This window comes from Alloscardovia criceti DSM 17774 (assembly GCF_000376885.1).
In the GTDB taxonomy this organism is placed as follows: domain Bacteria; phylum Actinomycetota; class Actinomycetes; order Actinomycetales; family Bifidobacteriaceae; genus Alloscardovia; species Alloscardovia criceti.
The window spans coordinates 57231-74021 of record NZ_AQXR01000005.1; the positions used below are offsets into that span (position 1 = coordinate 57231).

At 49.5% G+C, this 16791-nt stretch carries 16 protein-coding genes and 1 tRNA gene; 14 read left to right on the plus strand and 3 right to left on the minus strand.

The window, feature by feature from the left end; genetic code table 11:
- Positions 1–532 precede the first annotated feature (532 nt).
- On the plus strand, positions 533–1768 hold the full coding sequence (locus D570_RS0100400) for a YkvI family membrane protein (RefSeq protein WP_018142432.1): 1236 nt from the start codon (positions 533–535) through the stop codon (positions 1766–1768).
- 228 nt (positions 1769–1996) lie between these two features.
- Positions 1997–2070 (plus strand) — tRNA-Met (locus D570_RS0100405).
- Between the two features lie 128 nt (positions 2071–2198).
- Here the strand turns inward: D570_RS0100405 and D570_RS09710 are convergent.
- On the minus strand, positions 2199–2450 hold the full coding sequence (locus D570_RS09710; protein ID WP_018142433.1) for a helix-turn-helix domain-containing protein: 252 nt from the start codon (positions 2448–2450) through the stop codon (positions 2199–2201).
- 135 nt (positions 2451–2585) lie between these two features.
- On the opposite strand from D570_RS09710, the gene D570_RS0100415 reads away from it, so the two are divergent.
- Positions 2586–3419 (plus strand): tyrosine-type recombinase/integrase, encoded by an 834-nt coding sequence (locus D570_RS0100415; RefSeq protein ID WP_245531834.1) that lies wholly within the window; start codon positions 2586–2588, stop codon positions 3417–3419.
- A gap of 4 nt (positions 3420–3423) precedes the next feature.
- On the opposite strand, the gene D570_RS0100420 is transcribed toward D570_RS0100415, so the two are convergent.
- On the minus strand, positions 3424–5130 hold the full coding sequence (locus D570_RS0100420; protein WP_156812180.1) for a hypothetical protein: 1707 nt from the start codon (positions 5128–5130) through the stop codon (positions 3424–3426).
- Between the two features lie 328 nt (positions 5131–5458).
- Between D570_RS0100420 and D570_RS0100425 the strand changes: the two genes are divergently transcribed.
- The 11 genes from D570_RS0100425 (at position 5459) to D570_RS0100475 (ending at position 16495) form a co-directional block, all read left to right on the plus strand.
- The gene (locus tag D570_RS0100425; protein WP_018142436.1) at positions 5459–6046 is read left to right on the plus strand and encodes a ParA family protein; all 588 of its coding nucleotides are present in this window, start codon (positions 5459–5461) and stop codon (positions 6044–6046) included.
- The gene (locus tag D570_RS08940) at positions 6046–6990 is read left to right on the plus strand and encodes a ParB/RepB/Spo0J family partition protein (protein WP_018142437.1); all 945 of its coding nucleotides are present in this window, start codon (positions 6046–6048) and stop codon (positions 6988–6990) included. The genes D570_RS0100425 and D570_RS08940 overlap by 1 nt, the downstream gene beginning before the upstream one ends.
- Positions 6990–7733 (plus strand): hypothetical protein, encoded by a 744-nt coding sequence (locus D570_RS0100435; protein WP_018142438.1) that lies wholly within the window; start codon positions 6990–6992, stop codon positions 7731–7733. Before D570_RS08940 ends, D570_RS0100435 begins: the two co-directional genes overlap by 1 nt.
- 11 nt (positions 7734–7744) lie before the next feature.
- Positions 7745–9364 carry a hypothetical protein gene (locus tag D570_RS08945; protein ID WP_018142439.1) on the plus strand — a complete coding sequence of 540 codons (1620 nt, stop codon included), beginning with the start codon at positions 7745–7747 and terminating at the stop codon, positions 9362–9364.
- Positions 9365–9386: 22 nt separating this feature from the next.
- Positions 9387–10712 carry a hypothetical protein gene (locus D570_RS0100445; RefSeq protein WP_018142440.1) on the plus strand — a complete coding sequence of 442 codons (1326 nt, stop codon included), beginning with the start codon at positions 9387–9389 and terminating at the stop codon, positions 10710–10712.
- Complete coding sequence (locus tag D570_RS0100450) at positions 10712–11821, plus strand: aggregation-promoting factor C-terminal-like domain-containing protein (protein ID WP_018142441.1); 1110 nt, start codon at positions 10712–10714, stop codon at positions 11819–11821. The genes D570_RS0100445 and D570_RS0100450 overlap by 1 nt, the downstream gene beginning before the upstream one ends.
- Positions 11822–11852: 31 nt before the next feature.
- Entirely contained in the window at positions 11853–12404 is a 552-nt protein-coding gene (locus D570_RS08030) for a hypothetical protein (RefSeq protein ID WP_018142442.1), read from the plus strand.
- 240 nt (positions 12405–12644) lie between these two features.
- Entirely contained in the window at positions 12645–12941 is a 297-nt protein-coding gene (locus tag D570_RS0100460) for a hypothetical protein (RefSeq protein ID WP_018142443.1), read from the plus strand.
- A gap of 98 nt (positions 12942–13039) precedes the next feature.
- The gene (locus tag D570_RS08035; RefSeq protein WP_018142444.1) at positions 13040–14587 is read left to right on the plus strand and encodes a hypothetical protein; all 1548 of its coding nucleotides are present in this window, start codon (positions 13040–13042) and stop codon (positions 14585–14587) included.
- Between the two features lie 12 nt (positions 14588–14599).
- Positions 14600–16057: an SCO6880 family protein gene (locus D570_RS0100470; protein ID WP_018142445.1), complete on the plus strand. Its 1458-nt coding sequence runs from the start codon at positions 14600–14602 to the stop codon at positions 16055–16057.
- Positions 16058–16075: 18 nt separating this feature from the next.
- Positions 16076–16495: a hypothetical protein gene (locus tag D570_RS0100475; protein WP_018142446.1), complete on the plus strand. Its 420-nt coding sequence runs from the start codon at positions 16076–16078 to the stop codon at positions 16493–16495.
- A gap of 3 nt (positions 16496–16498) precedes the next feature.
- On the opposite strand, the gene D570_RS09565 is transcribed toward D570_RS0100475, so the two are convergent.
- Positions 16499–16777, minus strand: a complete 279-nt coding sequence (locus D570_RS09565) for a transposase (protein WP_245531835.1) — start codon at positions 16775–16777, stop codon at positions 16499–16501.
- Between the last annotated feature and the right edge of the window lie 14 nt (positions 16778–16791).

The following is a 16791-nucleotide window of genomic DNA, read 5'->3' on the forward strand; positions in this document are numbered from 1 at the left end:
CGATTTTGCACGTCCTCATTGTCATAAGGTCCTCGTATATAAAATCAAGCTTCATCTTACCCATACCATCGCATATAAAAGTTATACGACCATCATCAGCTCTGTCCAACAAAACAGCTCGTTTTCACTACACGAGTTGCACTCCTGAACTGTATAGTTTTTACTTAGCAATACTTATAATTTCTATTCTTTTAGACGAATAACTTACCAACTCATAAAGTCCCACGTCAACGCAACTGATATACTTGTGTGCGATTGTTATGCGAAAGCATATTTAATGATTGTTAAATTCAATTATTTCTACGAAAAATACAAAAGAGTTTGTATGCGAAGTAATTTCTACGCATAAGAAAATTTCGGATAACTTTTGATTGCAAGAGTTATAATGCCGCAGCAGCGGAGACTTAGAATCGAAAGGTTTACAACCCTACGCATACAGATTCATAAAAGCGAAACATTGTTTTCCGTTATGCGGAATTCTTAATGTGACGCGAGTGTATTGACGCGAAACGCGCATACGGAAGGTTGAAACGTGAAAAAGGAATATGTAAAAGTAGCCTTCGCTTACGTAGGCATTATTGTAGGAGCGGGGCTTTCATCAGGACAGGATATTTTGCAATACTTTGTGTCCTTTGGTTTGCCGGGCGTCATTGGAGCAGCCGTACTAACCATAATGAGTATATTTTTTGGCAAGGTCATCATCAGTTTGGGCTCGTATTACGGCTCTGAAAATCATGATGAGGTTTTACGCGAAATATCACATCCGGTTATTACTAAAATTATTGATTATACGTTAATTGTTTCAAATTTTGTCATCGCTTTTGTAATGCTTGCTGGTGCTGGGGCAAATGCAAACCAACAGTTTGGCATGGCACCTTGGCTTGGCGCGTTAATTTGTGCACTTTTGACCATTGGTGTGGCTTTCTTGGATTTTGAGAAAATTACCAACATTTTAGGTATTTTTACGCCAATTTTACTGGTACTGATTTGTATTATTGGCGGGTATACACTGTTTACTGCTGATTTTAATACAGCACATCTAGATGCTGTGGCGAGCACGGTGCCGTCCTCTATGCCTAACCCTGTGATGTCTGTGATTAATTACTTTGCATTATGCGCCATGACAGGTGTGCCGATGGCGTTTGTGCTAGGCGGTTCTGTACTACGCTTGTCTACATCGCAAAAAGCGGGTCGAGTAGGTGGACTTCTTGTGGGGCTCATCATTTTTGTCGTTTCAGCAATTCTTTACGTAAATATTGATATCGTTAAAGACGCCGATATTCCAATGCTTATGGTTGTGAACAAAATGAATCCTGTGTTCACTTATTTATATACATTCACAATTTTTGCTCTAATTTTTAATACATGTTTCTCGCTGTTTTACGCAGTAGCAAAACGATTTGGAAAATCAAATGAAAAGAAAACGCGACTAATCTTAATTGCTCTTGTGGCAGTAGGTTACGTGCTAAGTTTCTCCGGATTTAAACAACTGGTTTCAGTGATGTATCCAATTATGGGGTATGTAGGAATTCTGCTGCTTGCTGTACTTGCAGTTGGTTTCTTTCGCAAGAAAGAGAGCCTCAAAAAAGAACAGGGCATTCGCAAACGCATGATTCATCTTTTCTCTAAGAAAATCGATGACACTCAGGAGTTTACTTCCAAAGATGCTCACGAATTTGACATTTTAGGAAAGAAATCTTCTATGGATACTCAGAAGATTAAGGTTGCTGTGAAGGAGCATGTGACAGAGGAATTTGAGACCGAGTGATGAGCGATTAAATTATCGAATTAAGGGATGGCTCAATAGGCAGGCGTTTAAGCATAAGCGGACGCTTAAGCCGTCACTTCTGATCAATTTTGGTCAGAAGTGATTTTATCTCATCTTTTTCTATGCCCGTTCTTTTTTACTATGCATACAAAAAATGCGACACGCATAGTTGACAAAAAGCAGATTCCTAATAGAATAGATAAAGCTGTCTTAAACAAGATAAGTCGACGCGGGGTGGAGCAGCTCGGTAGCTCGCTGGGCTCATAACCCAGAGGTCCATGGTTCAAATCCATGCCCCGCTACTAGCAACCGTGGTGCCTATAAGGTGTCACGGTTTTTTCATGCTTCAAACCGCTATCTATCTAATGAGTCAACTATGCGTGTTTGTCAGATTTGTTTAACCTCGATCAACTCTGAACTTATATATATTTCAATTATATTGTTCCGGCCAATGCTCGTGTATCAACGTTTCGACAGGAACGTCAAAGTACTCCGACGCTTTCTCCAAATCAGACACTTTCCACTCAACTCTTCCCGTCATCCTTTTATTTACCGATGATGGGACAATCCCGAAATAATCAGCCAAATCGTGCTGATTAATTCCGCGTCTTGCCATGAGCACTTGGATATTTGTGGAAATTATCCTATTTAGCATTGATTCCGCTTCAAACGTCCTTCGCATTTTTGAAATTCACCTTTCTAAACTTCTCAATAAGAATTCTATCACAACTTAAAGAACAACAATGCCCCAACAATTATTCGGCGTGTTGCATAAGGGTTAAATATATGTATGGGGGTTATGTCTAGAGAAATTGTTTTGAGAAAGAGTTTTCCTGTGGCTTGGTTGCCTTATGCGGGTAGGTGGGCGTATTGGTTAGAGGCGAGTGGGTATACGTCGGAGACGGTAACGACTCGTGCGCGTAAGTTGCGGTATGTGGCGGAGTTGGTGGATTGTGATCCGTTGGATGTGACGTCTTCGTTGTTGGTGGATGTGTTTGCTCGTCAGGAGTGGAAGCGGGAGACGCGTAAGGCGTATACGGCGACAGTGCGATCGTTTTATCAGTTTCTGGTTGGTGAGGGTTTGTTGGATGTGGATCCAACGCAGCGTTTGCCTCATGTGCGGCGTGAGCGTGCTGTTCCTCATCCGTGTCCTGAATATGTGTTGCGTCAGGCTGTGGTGAGGGCTCAGGGTGATAAGAAGCTTATCGCAATGTTGAAGTTAGGTGCGGAGTGTGGTTTACGGCGTAGCGAGATCGCTCAAGTGAATTCTCATGATGTGATCGAGGTGAATGGGTGTTCTCAGCTTTTGGTGCATGGTAAGGGGCGTAAAGAGCGTGTGGTGCCGTTGCCTGATGATTTAGCGGTGTTTATTCAGCATCAGTATGGGTTTGTTTTTCCTGGTCGTTTTGGTGGGCATGTGGAGAGTTCGTATGTGACGAAGCATTTATCTCATTTGCTTGGGGAAGGCTATTCTGCGCATTCTTTGCGTCATAGGTATGCGACGCGTATGTATGAGGGTACTCATGATTTGTTGCTTGTGTCTAAGTTGTTGGGTCATGAGAGTGTGGAGACTACGCAAGTGTATTTGAGTTTGCAGGTGCCTGATTCGGTGGATATTGTGTCCGCGGTCAGTATCGGTATTCGTCTCTAAACTCTTATGCTGTGGTTTTTATGGGTATGAGGCGACTGATCATGTTGCGCGCGGTGGCGTAGTGTGCTTTATTGTTTTTTCTTGGGTATTGACTCAGGGTGAGTTTGTGCACACTCGTGGCTGTGTGGGCTGGTGGTCTGCCTGTGATGTGTCGGGCAGGGCTGGTCATATGGTCGAGTTCTTGACACCACCATGCCCATAGGGCGCGTTCTACCGTATAGGTAGCTTCTCTGATGGCTACTGTTCCTTCACACTGATAGGCGTAAGCAATCCGATCGAGCTGGGTGTTGAGTGTGTTTTCGGGTGTATCGAGGTGGGTGGTGGCGTAGGTATTTCCGCGGAGGATGCCTAGTCCGTGGTAGGTGCAGGCGTCATGGCTGGTGGTTGTGAGCCAGCGGGTGAGCATGTGCACAAGCTGGGTGTGAATAATCGGGAGTGTGTTTTCCTGGGGGGCGTATTCACTTGTGTCAGGGTTTTGACGTTGAGAGGTCCTAAGGCTAGTGTTTTGGCTGTTTTCACGTATCGTGTAGGTGTGTGCTTGACGTCCCGTGGCTGGACTGGTCAGACTGATGATGTTGTTGTTTCTTAAGCGTGTGAAGCTTACTGCTGCGCTTTGTCTACTGATTCCTGTGGTGAGAGCTATGCGTCTCGTATCGGCTTGAATGGTCAGACTGTTTGCTTGCAGGCTAAACAGGCAGAGGGCGTTGAGGACGCGTTGGTCTGTGGCTGCTCCTGTACCTGTCAGTGTGGTGTTCATATTGCGTGCCACAACACTGTCGATAACACGGGTGACATGGTTTCTGCGTTGAATGAACTCTGTGTCTGTGCCTGTGTGCTGCTGTGTGGTGTTGGTTATGGTGGTGTAGGCTTTGGTCCACATGCGGGCCACGACGTGTGGCATCGAGTTGATGCCTTTCTCGGGCCGTGGAATTCGCGTGTGTGCTTTTTTACGGCTGAATGCGTGGGTGAAGCCTGGCAGTGTGGCGTGGGTGTGCATGTAGGTGATGAGGGTGGCGTAGTGCCAATGGTTTTTCACCATGCCTAACACGATGGCGTACAAGCGTGCAGACGTATCCGTGGCTGCGCTGATAGGTGTGCGCATGAGTGTGTCGATATGACGACTTGGTGTACGTGGCGTGCCTGGCAGGTACGGCATTCCTTGACTATCCCTCTGCTCTGTCTCATTCTTGCTTTCTACACGAGCATGGTGGGGCTGATTCTGAGCAAGGAGCGTTACTGCATCGAGTAGGTCGAGTATTTGATTTTCGGTTGTTTCAGGATTAAGTAATGTGCTGATGTTGCCTTGGACGGGTGTGCTGGCGCCTTTGGTGTGGTGTGCGACGTAAGGTGGGCGCACGCATCCCGTGGCGGGATTGGTTAATGGTGTGATGTCTAATGATTCGAACAGGCTACTCATGGTGTACGCCACATGGCGTACGAGGGCAGCGTCCAGGCTGTCTTTCATTGCGATCCAGATATGGTAGCCTCCATTGGCTGACGACGAGCATACAAGATACTGGATATGTTGCTGGTCCAATAGTTGCATCATGTCGGCTAGGTTCGTATCTACAATCGCCTGATAGTCCTTGTTTTTCTCATGGTTGTCGAGGTCGAACACGATGTACTGGTAGGTGCCTTCCCATGCCAGATACATGGCCCACGGTGTGACTGGTTGCCCTTTACTCATGGTGTGGTCGCGTGTTTGGTTCACGACTTTTCCTCCGTGGCGTTTGTAGGCGCGTACGGTGTCTCTTAAGCTGAGTTCACAGGTGAGTTGCCATGCGTCAATAGGGTGCATTAGTTGTCCTCACTTTCTGTGAATCAGTTCCCACCCTTGTGGGCGTGAAAAAAATTTCTCTCTTACTAAGAAATGTAAAGTCGGTTGTCTCGTCATCGATATCGATGAGCAGGCGTGGGGTTTGTCATTACTTAGTAGAAGCCCATGCGACTAGGTTTTGTGCCGTGTGCGGGCTGATTGGGTTGTTTCATCGATATTGATGAAACACGCGACACGCCGATAGAGCGGAAAGAGGATTGTCATGAAAATTGCGATTGCGAATGCGAAGGGTGGTGTGGGTAAAACCACGACTGCATTGTATTTGGCAGCGGCTGCTGCTTTGCGCGGTATGCGTACTCGTGTGTGGGATGCGGATGCGCAAGCATCGGCGTCGTTGTGGGCGGATAAAGCGTTAGAGATCGGTCAGGAACTACCTTTCGAGGTATATCCCGCGAATCAGTCCACGTTAATGAAAACCACATCTCCTGATGAGTTGGTGTTTATTGATACGCCTCCCGCGGGTGAAGTCATGCTTAAAGCGTTAACGGTCGCGGATGTGGTGTTGGTGCCGATGAGTGATACGGCGATGGATTATCAGCAAACCTGGATCACGATGCAAAACATTCCAACTGGCACGATGAAGTTTATTTTGTTGACGCGTGCGGAAGAGAACACGAACTCGTTTAAGAGTCTTGTGGCCGCGTTGGATGCGCAACAGTTACCACGTTTTGATGCGGTGATCAGGAAGCGTCAACCCTTGAAACTCGCTGTGGGTACGAACCCAACGAAATTGTACGAATACGCTGACGTACTCACGGAGTTATTGGCGGCAATGAGGGAGCGTGCGTGATGGTGAGTGGTAATCCTTTCCAACCCGCGAAACGTAGCGTCCAGTCGGGCGGGAAAACAAGTATTTTTTCCGCAGCGGATAAAGAATTGGCTACGGTCAACCAGAGCGAGCGTATTATTCACGTGAACACGGGTCTGCTTGTCCCTTTTCATGATCATCCCTTCAAGGTTCTGGATGATGATGCGATGGCCTCGCTCATGGCATCAATCGAGCATGATGGGATCCGCTCTCCCCTGTTGGTGCGCAAACTTTCGGATGGGGCTCATTACGAAATCTTAAGCGGGCATCGCCGCCATCATGCTGCCGAACTGCTTGGTCTGGACACGGTTCCTGTGATTGTTTTGGATGTGGATGATGATACGGCCACGATTGTGATGGTCGATGCGAATCTGAATCGTCCCTCACTGCTGATTTCCGAGCAAGCTAAGAGTATGAAGCAACGCTACGACGCGTTAAAGCACCAAGGTGTACGGTTAGGCGATGTAGCGTTAACTACTGCAGAAAAACTTGCGCAGAAGTATCAGAAAAGCCAGGTAGGTATTCGTCGTCTGGTGCAGTTGGGTTCTCTTCCTGACTCTATTCTCGATCTTGTGGATGCTCGACGTTTGAGTGCTGCTTCTGCACGCAATTTGCGTACCATGAGTCCACAGGATCTTGATACTCTCACCCGTTTTATGGATCACAATCCGCATGTACGTCTCAAGCCTTACATGGTGGCTGTGCTGAAAAATCGTCCACACGAAATCACAGAGACTTTCTTGGCTGAACTGGTTGATATTCGCAAACCTGTTTCCCCTCGAACACCCGTCAAATCTGAGGAGATTGAGGTGCGTATTCCTGTGAGTATTTTTCCTTCGTTTGTTCGTACGGATAGTGAGCGTCGTCAATATGTGTTGCGTGCCGTGAGTGCCGCAGCGAAACATCATCAAAAAGGACAACACTAATGAATCAATTTCTGACTTATGTCATCATGTTTTGGGCACCGATTTTAACGTTGGCGTCTGTACTGTTTTTATGGTGTTCCTATTATGTGAACCCGTATTCGTATTGGCGTCTTCGTCGCTATCTCATGTATGGAGCATTATCTGTGGCGGGTTTGTCGTTGTGTGTGACTCCCGTGGCTATGGTGACGCAGTGGGATACGAGTATCGCGATTATTCAGTCTCATCCCGTGTCTGTGATGGTGATGCTGGTGTGTAATGCGGTGAGTTTTTTGGGCACGATTATTTATACGGCGTTGTTTTTGCGTCCTCGTTTCCAGGACAAGCCACAGGTCGCGTATTATTCTCCTCTCCCGTTTGAGGTGACACGTCTTTTGGACAAGATTACGGGGCATAAGCAGTATTATGGGCCGTTTAGTTCCGTGGTGAAGAACGAGTTGAACGAGTTTAATTCCAAGGCTATCGCGTATTCCTATATGCTCATGGATTTGAAAAAGGATGATTGTATTGATGGGTTTATGAAGGGTGCCGCATGGGGTGCGGGTGAAACCGAGATTTTCCCTGATGAGGTGCAATGGCTCAAATCACAGCATATGGATGTGGAAGAAGTTCAGCGTGCGTTGATCATGTTGATGAGTTATCGTGCGTCGGGCCCTATCGGCACGAATGAGCCAGGTTATACAGAGCATCCGAACCCTGTGTTGAAGGGTGATGTGCCGTTGCATGATGATGTTGATGTGAAATAGGACTTTTAGTTATGTATGGTAGAGACTCGAAGAGTCCTCAAAACTTCCTCGAACAAATTAGTCAGGCTTCTCCCCTTACGGATCACGAGACCCGTAAGGGTGAAACTGTATCCGCTCCTGTATTGTCGCGCAAGGAATTGAAGGCGCAGCAGGCGCAAGCGTTACGCAGCCTGATTCACGAAGACCTCGGCCACACCACCACCTCGACCACGGACACTCATACGCATGAGGATACTGATCATGCTCACTCGTGGTGGGCTAAGATGCGCCAGCTCAACCCGTTTGCTCCACACCCCGCAGCCACGCCTGATGATGAAGCACAAGCCATAGAGCCACTTGCGGGTGAGGTGATTGTTCCACCGGCGCTTATTCCCGAAACGGTACCACCTCACGCATCAGAGATAATGGTATCCGCCTCGTTGGCGTCGGTTCTGTCGGATGATACGACTACTGCTAACGTCTCTTCTGGAGAACCCGTGCAGGCAGAAACCACCACGGTTGAGGATACGGTTATCAATCCTCCAGCACACAGCGATTCTGTCACGGCTCCTGTTCCAGCTGAGAGCATGAATGCGGAGGATGAGGCGCCTGGGGTTGTGTTTGCAGAGTGGTTGAGCGACGATCTGGATGATTCCACGCATAGGGGTGACGAATCCTTATCCACTGCTCCCCCTTCTTCTGTCGTGTCTGCAGATACTCCACGCCACCCGTCAACGGTATCAGTACGTTTTCATGATTGGTTCAACACTGTGACTGCCCTGTGGGCTGCGCGCAAGCGTGTGCTGCTGATTGGTGCTGCCAGTGTGACTGCCGTCATAGTGCTGGTTAGTGGTGGCGTGTGGGTGTATGAGTCTCATACGCGTTCCGCCTGCACCGAAGCGGTTGACACGTATGATGCGGCTCGCATCATGTGGCGAAAGAGCGTCACGGCGGCTACGGCTGCCCTTGACACGATTAGTGTGGACCAGGTGGCTGATCCTGCAACTCGTAGCAGTGTAGAGACTTTAGTGGCATTGCATTCTCCTCATCAGGCATCCTTGTCGTGCACGGTGAATGGTCAGAGCCTTACGGCTGTGAAGGATCAGGCACTGAGCGATGCTGCTGCTTTGAGCACGGATGCGCACAGGTTGGATGCTGCTGTGGGAGCACTCACCACATCACAGGCAGATAAGACACTTGCTGATGCGAAGACTAATGCGCAGGCCAAGTTGGATGAGGCGAATAATCTGTACAATTCCACGGATGGTCAAGTAGCTGATAATGCGACACGTGATCAGTTAAAAACTCTTATTGATACTCTCCAAGCAGCGTTGAATGATACGAATGCGACTGTGGAGTCTATCAACAAGGCTGTGGAGCCACTCCAGGGTGCTATGGACGGGGTGAATAATTCCGTCCAAGTGAAAAAGGAGGCGGATGAGAAGGCTAAGGCTGAAGCTGAAGCCCAGGCTCAAGCGGATACATCATCCCCGTCTTCATCGCAGTCGTCACCGTCGTATTCGACTCCGCGACAGTCTACTCCGTCTTCCCCGCCTACTCCGCGTGTGCCATCAACACCTTCGACGCCTTCTCCTCCGTCGTGGGATGTGCCGCAGGATCCAGGCGAGGCGTATCTTCCAGGACAACTCTAACCAGTAGGAAAGCGAGATTTTTATGAGTATGAGTGTGGATAAGTATTTGATGCGCGCGTCTGCATTGTTTGACCAGATAAGCACGGTTGATCAGTGGCAGAAGCTCGCGCGCATGGTGTGCGCGTTGTATGCGCATGATGTGCCGACCAGTATCATGCTGGATAGCGTGATGAGCGAGCCACCATTTTTGCTGTGTTCTGTAATGCAGGCTGCAAGTTTCACTCTGCCGCATGATAGTCGCATGGTGGATGTGATCGTGCCTGATATTGTGCGTGTACAACGCTCCCAGGGCGATATTGATATGGTGACGCCGTTGAGGATTGGTGTGCCTGAGAGTATGCGCGGATCAAACTATCCCTTGACCGAGGTAGGGATTGTGAATGCGGTGGGACAGTTCCAACCTGTATTCCAGGTGGATGCTGAGAAGACGGTGACGACCAGGGTTTTGGAGTTGGAATGGGGACAGCGTATTGGTGTGCGTGGGGATACGCGAGTGAAAGCACACGTGTCTATCCAGCCTGTGCGCGCTTTTACCTATTCGTATGAGGTGACCGTGACGACGGATACGCAGTCGGTGATAATTCGTGTGAAAACACCGAATCCAGGTGTTGCGCATACGGGGAAGGCGTTACGTCAAGTCATGACTAGTCAGGGGGATGCTGCTCCTGTTCAGTTCGCGACGCATGGGGCGCATGTGGAAACATGGCATGTTGTTACCCGTGTATATGAGATAGATTCGTACCGTCAAGAACCGTCTTTGTTTTCTGCCAGTGTGCGTCTTCGTGAGCGTGCTGTGCGGGGTGTGGATAGAGCGCATCATTATACGAATTATGTGCTGCATCGTGTTTTGAGTGTGCTGAGAATGCGCGGCTGGGATGCGGTGTTGATTGAGGATGCGGCACATGATGTGATGGTGTCTGATGCGCACATCACGATTGGTCAGAATCGTTCCTGTGCTGCTGCTAGCGCGGTGAGTGTTCTTGTGTATTTGATTGCGCGTGCTTATGTGCGCGATGATCAGCGCATCCGTCGTATCGCACTGATGGCCGCATCGTTGAGTCTGATGATGTTGGGGCTTGACCACGACTGTGTGGATGCACGGTTGACGATGGAGTGGGTTCAGGATGTGGATGAGGCGGATATGGCTCGACGCATTATGATTGCCACGATTCGTTGTATTGATCCTACGCTGCTAGGGACGGGCCACGGGACGAGTAGCACGTACCCGTTCGCCTCTATGACACATCAACCTGTGGAAGCGATCAGTATCAGCCAGGCTGATGCTACGCGTTACACCGTTGATGAGGGTGTTGTGTCTTCTATTCAACAATTCGATGAAGTGGTGTGATGAAGAAGCTGATGGGTGTTCTTGGCGGCGTGGGCGTCATACTGGTCGCGTTGATTATGATTCCTGTGGTGTTGGTGTCCACGTTGTTTAACAAGAATGTGATGTGTTCTGACACGTCCACCGACACATCATCATCGTCGAATGTGGCGGCGGTGGCGCAGATTGATCCGAAAACGTATCAGCCGCCTGAGAAAGCGGATACTGAGGTGGCGGAGGCTGCTGCACAATTCGTGGAAAAGGTTGCGTTGGATGATTCGCATGGGTATTCCCAAGCTCGCAGGAATGGGAATCCTGATTATGATTGCTCCTCGCTCGTGTATTTTTCTATCACACAAGGTGCGGGACACGCATTGTCCGTATCGACACCGTTTTCGACGCATACGATGAAGCAAGTCTTGACGGCCAGCGGCTATGAGTATTTCACGTGGAGTGGGAACCCAAAGAATGCGAAGAATGAGCTCAAACGCGGCGACATTATTGTGAATGCTGCCACGCATACGGAAACATATTTGGGTGGTGGCCTCTTTGGTGGTGCACGTCACGCTACTCCAAGCGGTATCGAGGACGGACACCCCGGCGATCAGGGTACTGCGAGTGATCCCGAGATTGGTATTAACGCGGAGATTACGTCAGGGTTAACCGACGCGTACCGGTATGTGGGTGATGATGCTGCCCATGTCACCGATCCTGTATCCGGGTCGGGGTCAGCGGCTGCTGCGTTGTGTCGGACGAATGAGCCTTTGGGTGATACGGGTGCGGTCAGCGCTATCGTGCCGACAGATTTGACTCATGCGTCACCTGAGGATGCGCGTGCGTATGCGAAAAGTATCATGCCCGCCTATGGGTGGGACGATACCGAGTCGGGCGAGTTTGGGTGTCTGGTATGGGTATGGAATCACGAGTCAGGATGGCGGTGGGATGCGGATAACCCGTCGAGTGACGCGTATGGCATACCCCAAGCGCTTCCAGGAAAAAAGATGAGCACTATTGCGTCGGATTGGCGTGATAATGCGGCCACCCAAATCATTTGGGGTATGAAATACATCAAAGATCGTTATAAGAGTCCGTGTGGAGCTAAACAATTCTGGCTGCACAACAACTGGTACTAGAAAGATAAATTGAAGGAGTGAGGTGGTTGGGATGGATTTACATCCTGATTATTCGTGGGTTCCCGACGAGTTGGGATCTTTTATTGGTGGTATTCAAGCCATTTGCGTGATTTTAACCGTGATCGCGTTGACGGTGGGTGTGGTACGTTTCGTGTTCGCGAAGGTCACTTCCACGCGTCTTGATGATGCGATTGGTGATCGTATCCTGGTGAGCGTTCTGGTGGGCAGTTTCGTCATTGCGGGATTGGGCCAACTGGTGGGGCAGGAAATGAATGTGTGGAGTTCGACCACAGTTACGGCAGCATCGGGCGAGAACGCGAGTTTACCGTCGGACATGTTTAAACAAGAAACCGCGCATGATAAGACCGCTGAATCAGCGAAGAACACGGGCGATAGTATTGCTGAGGCAGGCAAGAAAATCGCAGAAGGTGATTTTGCTGGTGCCGCAGCGAAAGCCTGGGATGCTATGAAAAGCGCTGGCGCCACGTTGACGAGTGCACCCCAAGCGTTTGTCGAAGACATTATGAACAACGGTCTCAATGGTATTGGGAAATGGTTTAGCGCGATCACAGGCCACGACTAAACCACTCACCCACTAAGGGGGATGCTGCCGTATACGGCGGTATCCCCCTTTTTTTTGTTTCTGACGGGATGTGGTGCTCATCGATATCGATGAGCACGCGTCGGGTTTGTCATTACATAGTAGGAACCCATGATGATTGTGTTTTCCTAGGGGTTTATCTTCTTCCCTCTTCCCTTTCTCGTACGCAATCATCGTGTGGTTCCACCATAACTGTTTATAGATAAAGGACGGAGAGTTAGAATGTCTCGTTGGTTAGTGTGGGCGGAAGGGCCTACGGATATTAAGCCTGATTACACGTATTTTCCTTTTATGAGTCAGCTCATTAAGATTGCGTCGGGTATTAGCGGTGCTGCTATTTATATTTTGGTGATTTGTTTCATCCTCGGCGTGGTAGGTGTCATTATGGGCAAACTGGGTAGCTCGAACATGGCGCAGCGTATCGGTTGGGGCATGTTGATTGCTGCTTTGATTGGTGCTGCTCTGGTTGCTTCTGCGGGTGGTTTGATCATGTGGGCTACTGATCAGCAACTCATCTAAGAGGTGACGTGTGACGGGGCATAATCTTTTCCTGGCTGAGGCTGGTTGATTATGCCCTTATCTTTTCTGGAAGCTCAATGGGGCGTGGAGGGTGATTAGTGAATTTTAATACGTTAGATCCGTTGGGATCGTTATCGAAATGGCTTGTTGATGGTGCTGTTGAAGCGTGGAAGCAGACCGCGCATTTAGCGTTGAATATGGGTAATGTGACTGATGCGCAATGGACGACCGCTTTTGATGTGTCGAACAAGATTGCGGGTTTGATGGGTTTCATTGCTGTGGGTATTGGTGCGATTGGTATCGTGCAAGCCATGTTTAAAGGCTCCTGGGGTGGTGTTATTTCCGCCCTTTTCCGTACTATCCTCGCCTACCCGATTAACGTGGTGTTGATTACGGTGACGGTGCGTGCTTTAGCGGTCGAGGGTGCGGTGACGCAGAAGATTCTTCAATGGGCGTATCCGAATAATGAGTTTACTATCGAGTTGAAATCCGATACGCTCACGAATGTGAATCTGGCCGTGGCCGCTCTGATCGCGTTACTGATTATTGTGGGCTCCTTGGTGCTCATCATGGTGATGGTAGCGCGCAGTTTTCTTATTATTTTGGGTGTATCTTTGGCTCCGATTGTGACGATGAGTCAAGGTTGGGATGCGCTTCGTCCTGCTTTATCGAAGTGGGGTTCGTGGATGGTGGGCATTATTTTGTTTAAACCGATCGCGGCCATCATTATTTACATTACGGGTTCGATTATTCAAAACTCTCAAGGCGACATGATGAGCTACTACACCGCGATTGTGGGCATGTTTTTGGCGTCGGTGTTGCCGTGGACGTTGGTGAAAGTTGTAGCGAATTTCCTTCCAGGCGCTCCAGGCTTATCCACGGTGGCTTCTGCTGGGCAAGCCACGGTGTCTACCGCGGTGGATACGGCGAAAACGGTTGCCTCGGTGGGTGTGGGCGTGGTCACGGGTGGTGCTGGTCTCGCCTCTGGTGCGGGCAGTCTTTTGGGTGCTTCTGGTAAAGCTACGGGCAGTGCTGCACAGGCAGCGAATACTGCAGACGGAGCAACGAAGAAAGGCTTATCTTCTACTCCTTCTCCTACTTCGGCTTCGAGTTCCCCGTCTGCTACGGATTCTTTAACGAAAGACGGGAAAACATCTCCTTCTGCATCTTCTTCTCCTTCTACAGCTCAGCCATCGGTGGCGTCGCATACGTCAGATGCGGTGAAGGATAAAACATCCGTGTCTTCGGCTTCGTCTGGTTTGGCTACGGGTGTGGGTCAGTTTATGCAGGGGGCGTCGGGTGTTTTGGCGTCGGCTGCTGCGACGGGTATTGCTCCTACGGGGGCGAGCCAGGCTATGGATACGGCGGCGAAGGCGGCGAATGTGATTGCGCATGTGAGTACGTCTGCTTCGTCTGGTGAATACACGTCGGGTACGGCTGCGTCTCCAACGAACGCGATTAACGAGTCAACTCCTACTGGTCCACAGGCTGTACAGATTACAACTACTCCACCCGCTTCACCAGCACCAGTTACGGCTTCTACTCCAGCGGCTGCTCCTGTCGTGGCTGACTCGGGTTCAGATAAGCAGGTGAATGTGCACGTCCAGGTGGATTCTACGGGTAATGCGTCTGCGAGTAAAGAATAGAAAGGGCGTGTGATGGCAGATCAGCGTCAGGATCGTTTATCGGCAACGTTTAGTCCCGTCTCCTCGACGGGTGTGGTGTTATGGCTCCAACCCCACCAGCTGACCATTATTGGGGTTATCGTGGTGTGGTTTTTACTGAATGTGATGGTGGGTCATTCGCCTTTTACCCCGTTGAATGGGATTCTTCTGGTGGTGGCTTTGGTGGCGGCGGTGAGTGTGCATGGGCGTAGCCTCATCCAGATTGTCATGATCCACTTAGGATTCGGGTTACGCTCTGCGACGGGGCAAACCCAGTGGACGCTCAACCCTTTAACGAAGCATACGACGGTGGGGTATATTGATCTTCCAGGCGCGGCTGGTAAACGTATTAAACCGTTAGAAGTGATGAATACAGAGTTTGCTGGTGCGTGTATCCTCTTCGACCGTGAACACGGGGATGCTACCGCGATCCTTCGGTGTATGGGGCAGCCGTTTGTGTTTGCGAAAACGCAAACACAGGATGATCGTGCCCGCGCTTTTGGTAGCTTGTTAGCACAATTATCCGAGTTTGAGGATGTGGTGCGTTTAACGATTCAAACACGTAGCTTGATGAGCCCGTTCCATATGCCTCATACGACGGATTCTTCAGCAGTGTCGTTTGCGCAGCAGGAAGCCTTCGATATGGTGGCCGAGAATATGCGCACGATTATGAACCACGATATTATTATTTCCCTGACATTGAACCCTGATAAGGCGCGTGATATTGTGCGCTCCTACGGTGGTGGTGTACAAGGTATCAGTGGTCTTTTTAAGGACAGGCTTACCCCGTTGGTGTCGATGTTGGCAGCGGCTGGTGTGGAAACGGATCAGACGAGTCAAGTGTATTGGGAGAATCTAGCACAGTTGCGTGCCATGATGAAGCTGATGAGTGATTCGCATACGATTACCGTGATTAACGAGAAACTCGAACTCGATGATGATATTCCCGTGGCCACGAATTATCGCGAATACACGGATTATATTCATGTGGGTGACACGTATGCGCGCACCTTATGGATTGATAAATGGCCGTCTGATCCCGCAAGTGTGGGTTTCCTTAGCCAGTTGACCAGTAGTAAGGATGCGCAAATCATTTTTACCCAGGCGTTTAAACCAACGCCTGAGAATAAGGCGCGCAAAATGCTCAACGAGCGGAAAAACGAGTTAGAACGCACGCAGCGTATGAATCGTAATTTGGGGCGTAATGATGATGCGCGGTTAACCCTAGAGAGTAACGAGGTGGATAAGCGCCTCACCGAGCTTGCCATCAATAAGGCGGAAGTGTCTTTCCAGGGGTTTGTCACGATTATTGCTACCACGAAAGAAGAATTGGATACGGTGACACGCAATCTGGTCACGTCAATGAGTTATTTACATTTCGATCGTATGCATGGCCAACAATACGTGGGCTGGATGAACGCTTTGCCTCTTGGCCAGGCAGGACGCGCATAAGAAAGGCAAAGAGTGATCATGGTGGATACGCGTGCAGGGTTGAGCAGTATTATGGACGATGAGGATCCCAAGCAGAAGCCTTTGAGCGAGGGTACCGTGCTGATGCCGACCGTGCTACCGAAGTTGACGGCACGCCAGTTAGCCTATGTCGACACGATAATGGAGGCAACCACTGATGGTTCGTTGAACGCGGTGGGTATTGATAGGCGGTTGAAGAAAGCACAAAAAGACACGATGAAACAGATGGATGCGGATCATCGTCTGTTAATGAAAGCATTGCATCAGAAGAAAACCACGGTGGCGCATTCTGAAGAGTTGGCTACCAGTCGGTCGATTGCACAGCGTTACGGGTGGGGTACGGGATTTATTACGCGAGCGAAGTCCACGATTCCGTGGCATTCCACCTCGATCTCCTCATCGGGTGTGCTCAACCGTTGAAAACTAATGTGAAATAGTTTCCATACACGAGTTTCCTCGTGTAACTTCGTGCTTGTTTAAGCGACGATTCCTGCTTCTTCGATCATTGCCTCCTGAGAAGAGAGAATGATCCTCTTTCTTCTCAGGAGGTCTTATGTGATCTCCACAGGCGTTTTGAGTCTCGGAGGTACTCTCCGCGACCAGGTTCTTCAGGTTCACAGCGGCATTGACATCTCGATCCACAGCAAGTCCGCAGTTATCACAAACAAAGACCCTTGTCGACAAAGCAAGCTTGGCTTTCACTTGCTTGCAACCAG

What these genes read in the sequence shown, in the direction of transcription:
- D570_RS08945 (WP_018142439.1), top strand. Translation starts at nt 7,745, where the DNA reads ATGTATGGTAGAGACTCGAAGAGTCCTCAAAACTTCCTCGAACAAATT.
- D570_RS0100450 (WP_018142441.1), top strand. Translation starts at nt 10,712, where the DNA reads ATGAAGAAGCTGATGGGTGTTCTTGGCGGCGTGGGCGTCATACTGGTC.
- D570_RS0100470 (WP_018142445.1), top strand. Translation starts at nt 14,600, where the DNA reads ATGGCAGATCAGCGTCAGGATCGTTTATCGGCAACGTTTAGTCCCGTC.
- D570_RS0100425 (WP_018142436.1), top strand. Translation starts at nt 5,459, where the DNA reads ATGAAAATTGCGATTGCGAATGCGAAGGGTGGTGTGGGTAAAACCACG.
- D570_RS0100435 (WP_018142438.1), top strand. Translation starts at nt 6,990, where the DNA reads ATGAATCAATTTCTGACTTATGTCATCATGTTTTGGGCACCGATTTTA.
- D570_RS09710 (WP_018142433.1), bottom strand. Translation starts at nt 2,450, where the DNA reads ATGCGAAGGACGTTTGAAGCGGAATCAATGCTAAATAGGATAATTTCC.
- D570_RS0100445 (WP_018142440.1), top strand. Translation starts at nt 9,387, where the DNA reads ATGAGTATGAGTGTGGATAAGTATTTGATGCGCGCGTCTGCATTGTTT.
- D570_RS0100460 (WP_018142443.1), top strand. Translation starts at nt 12,645, where the DNA reads ATGTCTCGTTGGTTAGTGTGGGCGGAAGGGCCTACGGATATTAAGCCT.
- D570_RS08940 (WP_018142437.1), top strand. Translation starts at nt 6,046, where the DNA reads ATGGTGAGTGGTAATCCTTTCCAACCCGCGAAACGTAGCGTCCAGTCG.
- D570_RS0100475 (WP_018142446.1), top strand. Translation starts at nt 16,076, where the DNA reads ATGGTGGATACGCGTGCAGGGTTGAGCAGTATTATGGACGATGAGGAT.
- D570_RS08030 (WP_018142442.1), top strand. Translation starts at nt 11,853, where the DNA reads ATGGATTTACATCCTGATTATTCGTGGGTTCCCGACGAGTTGGGATCT.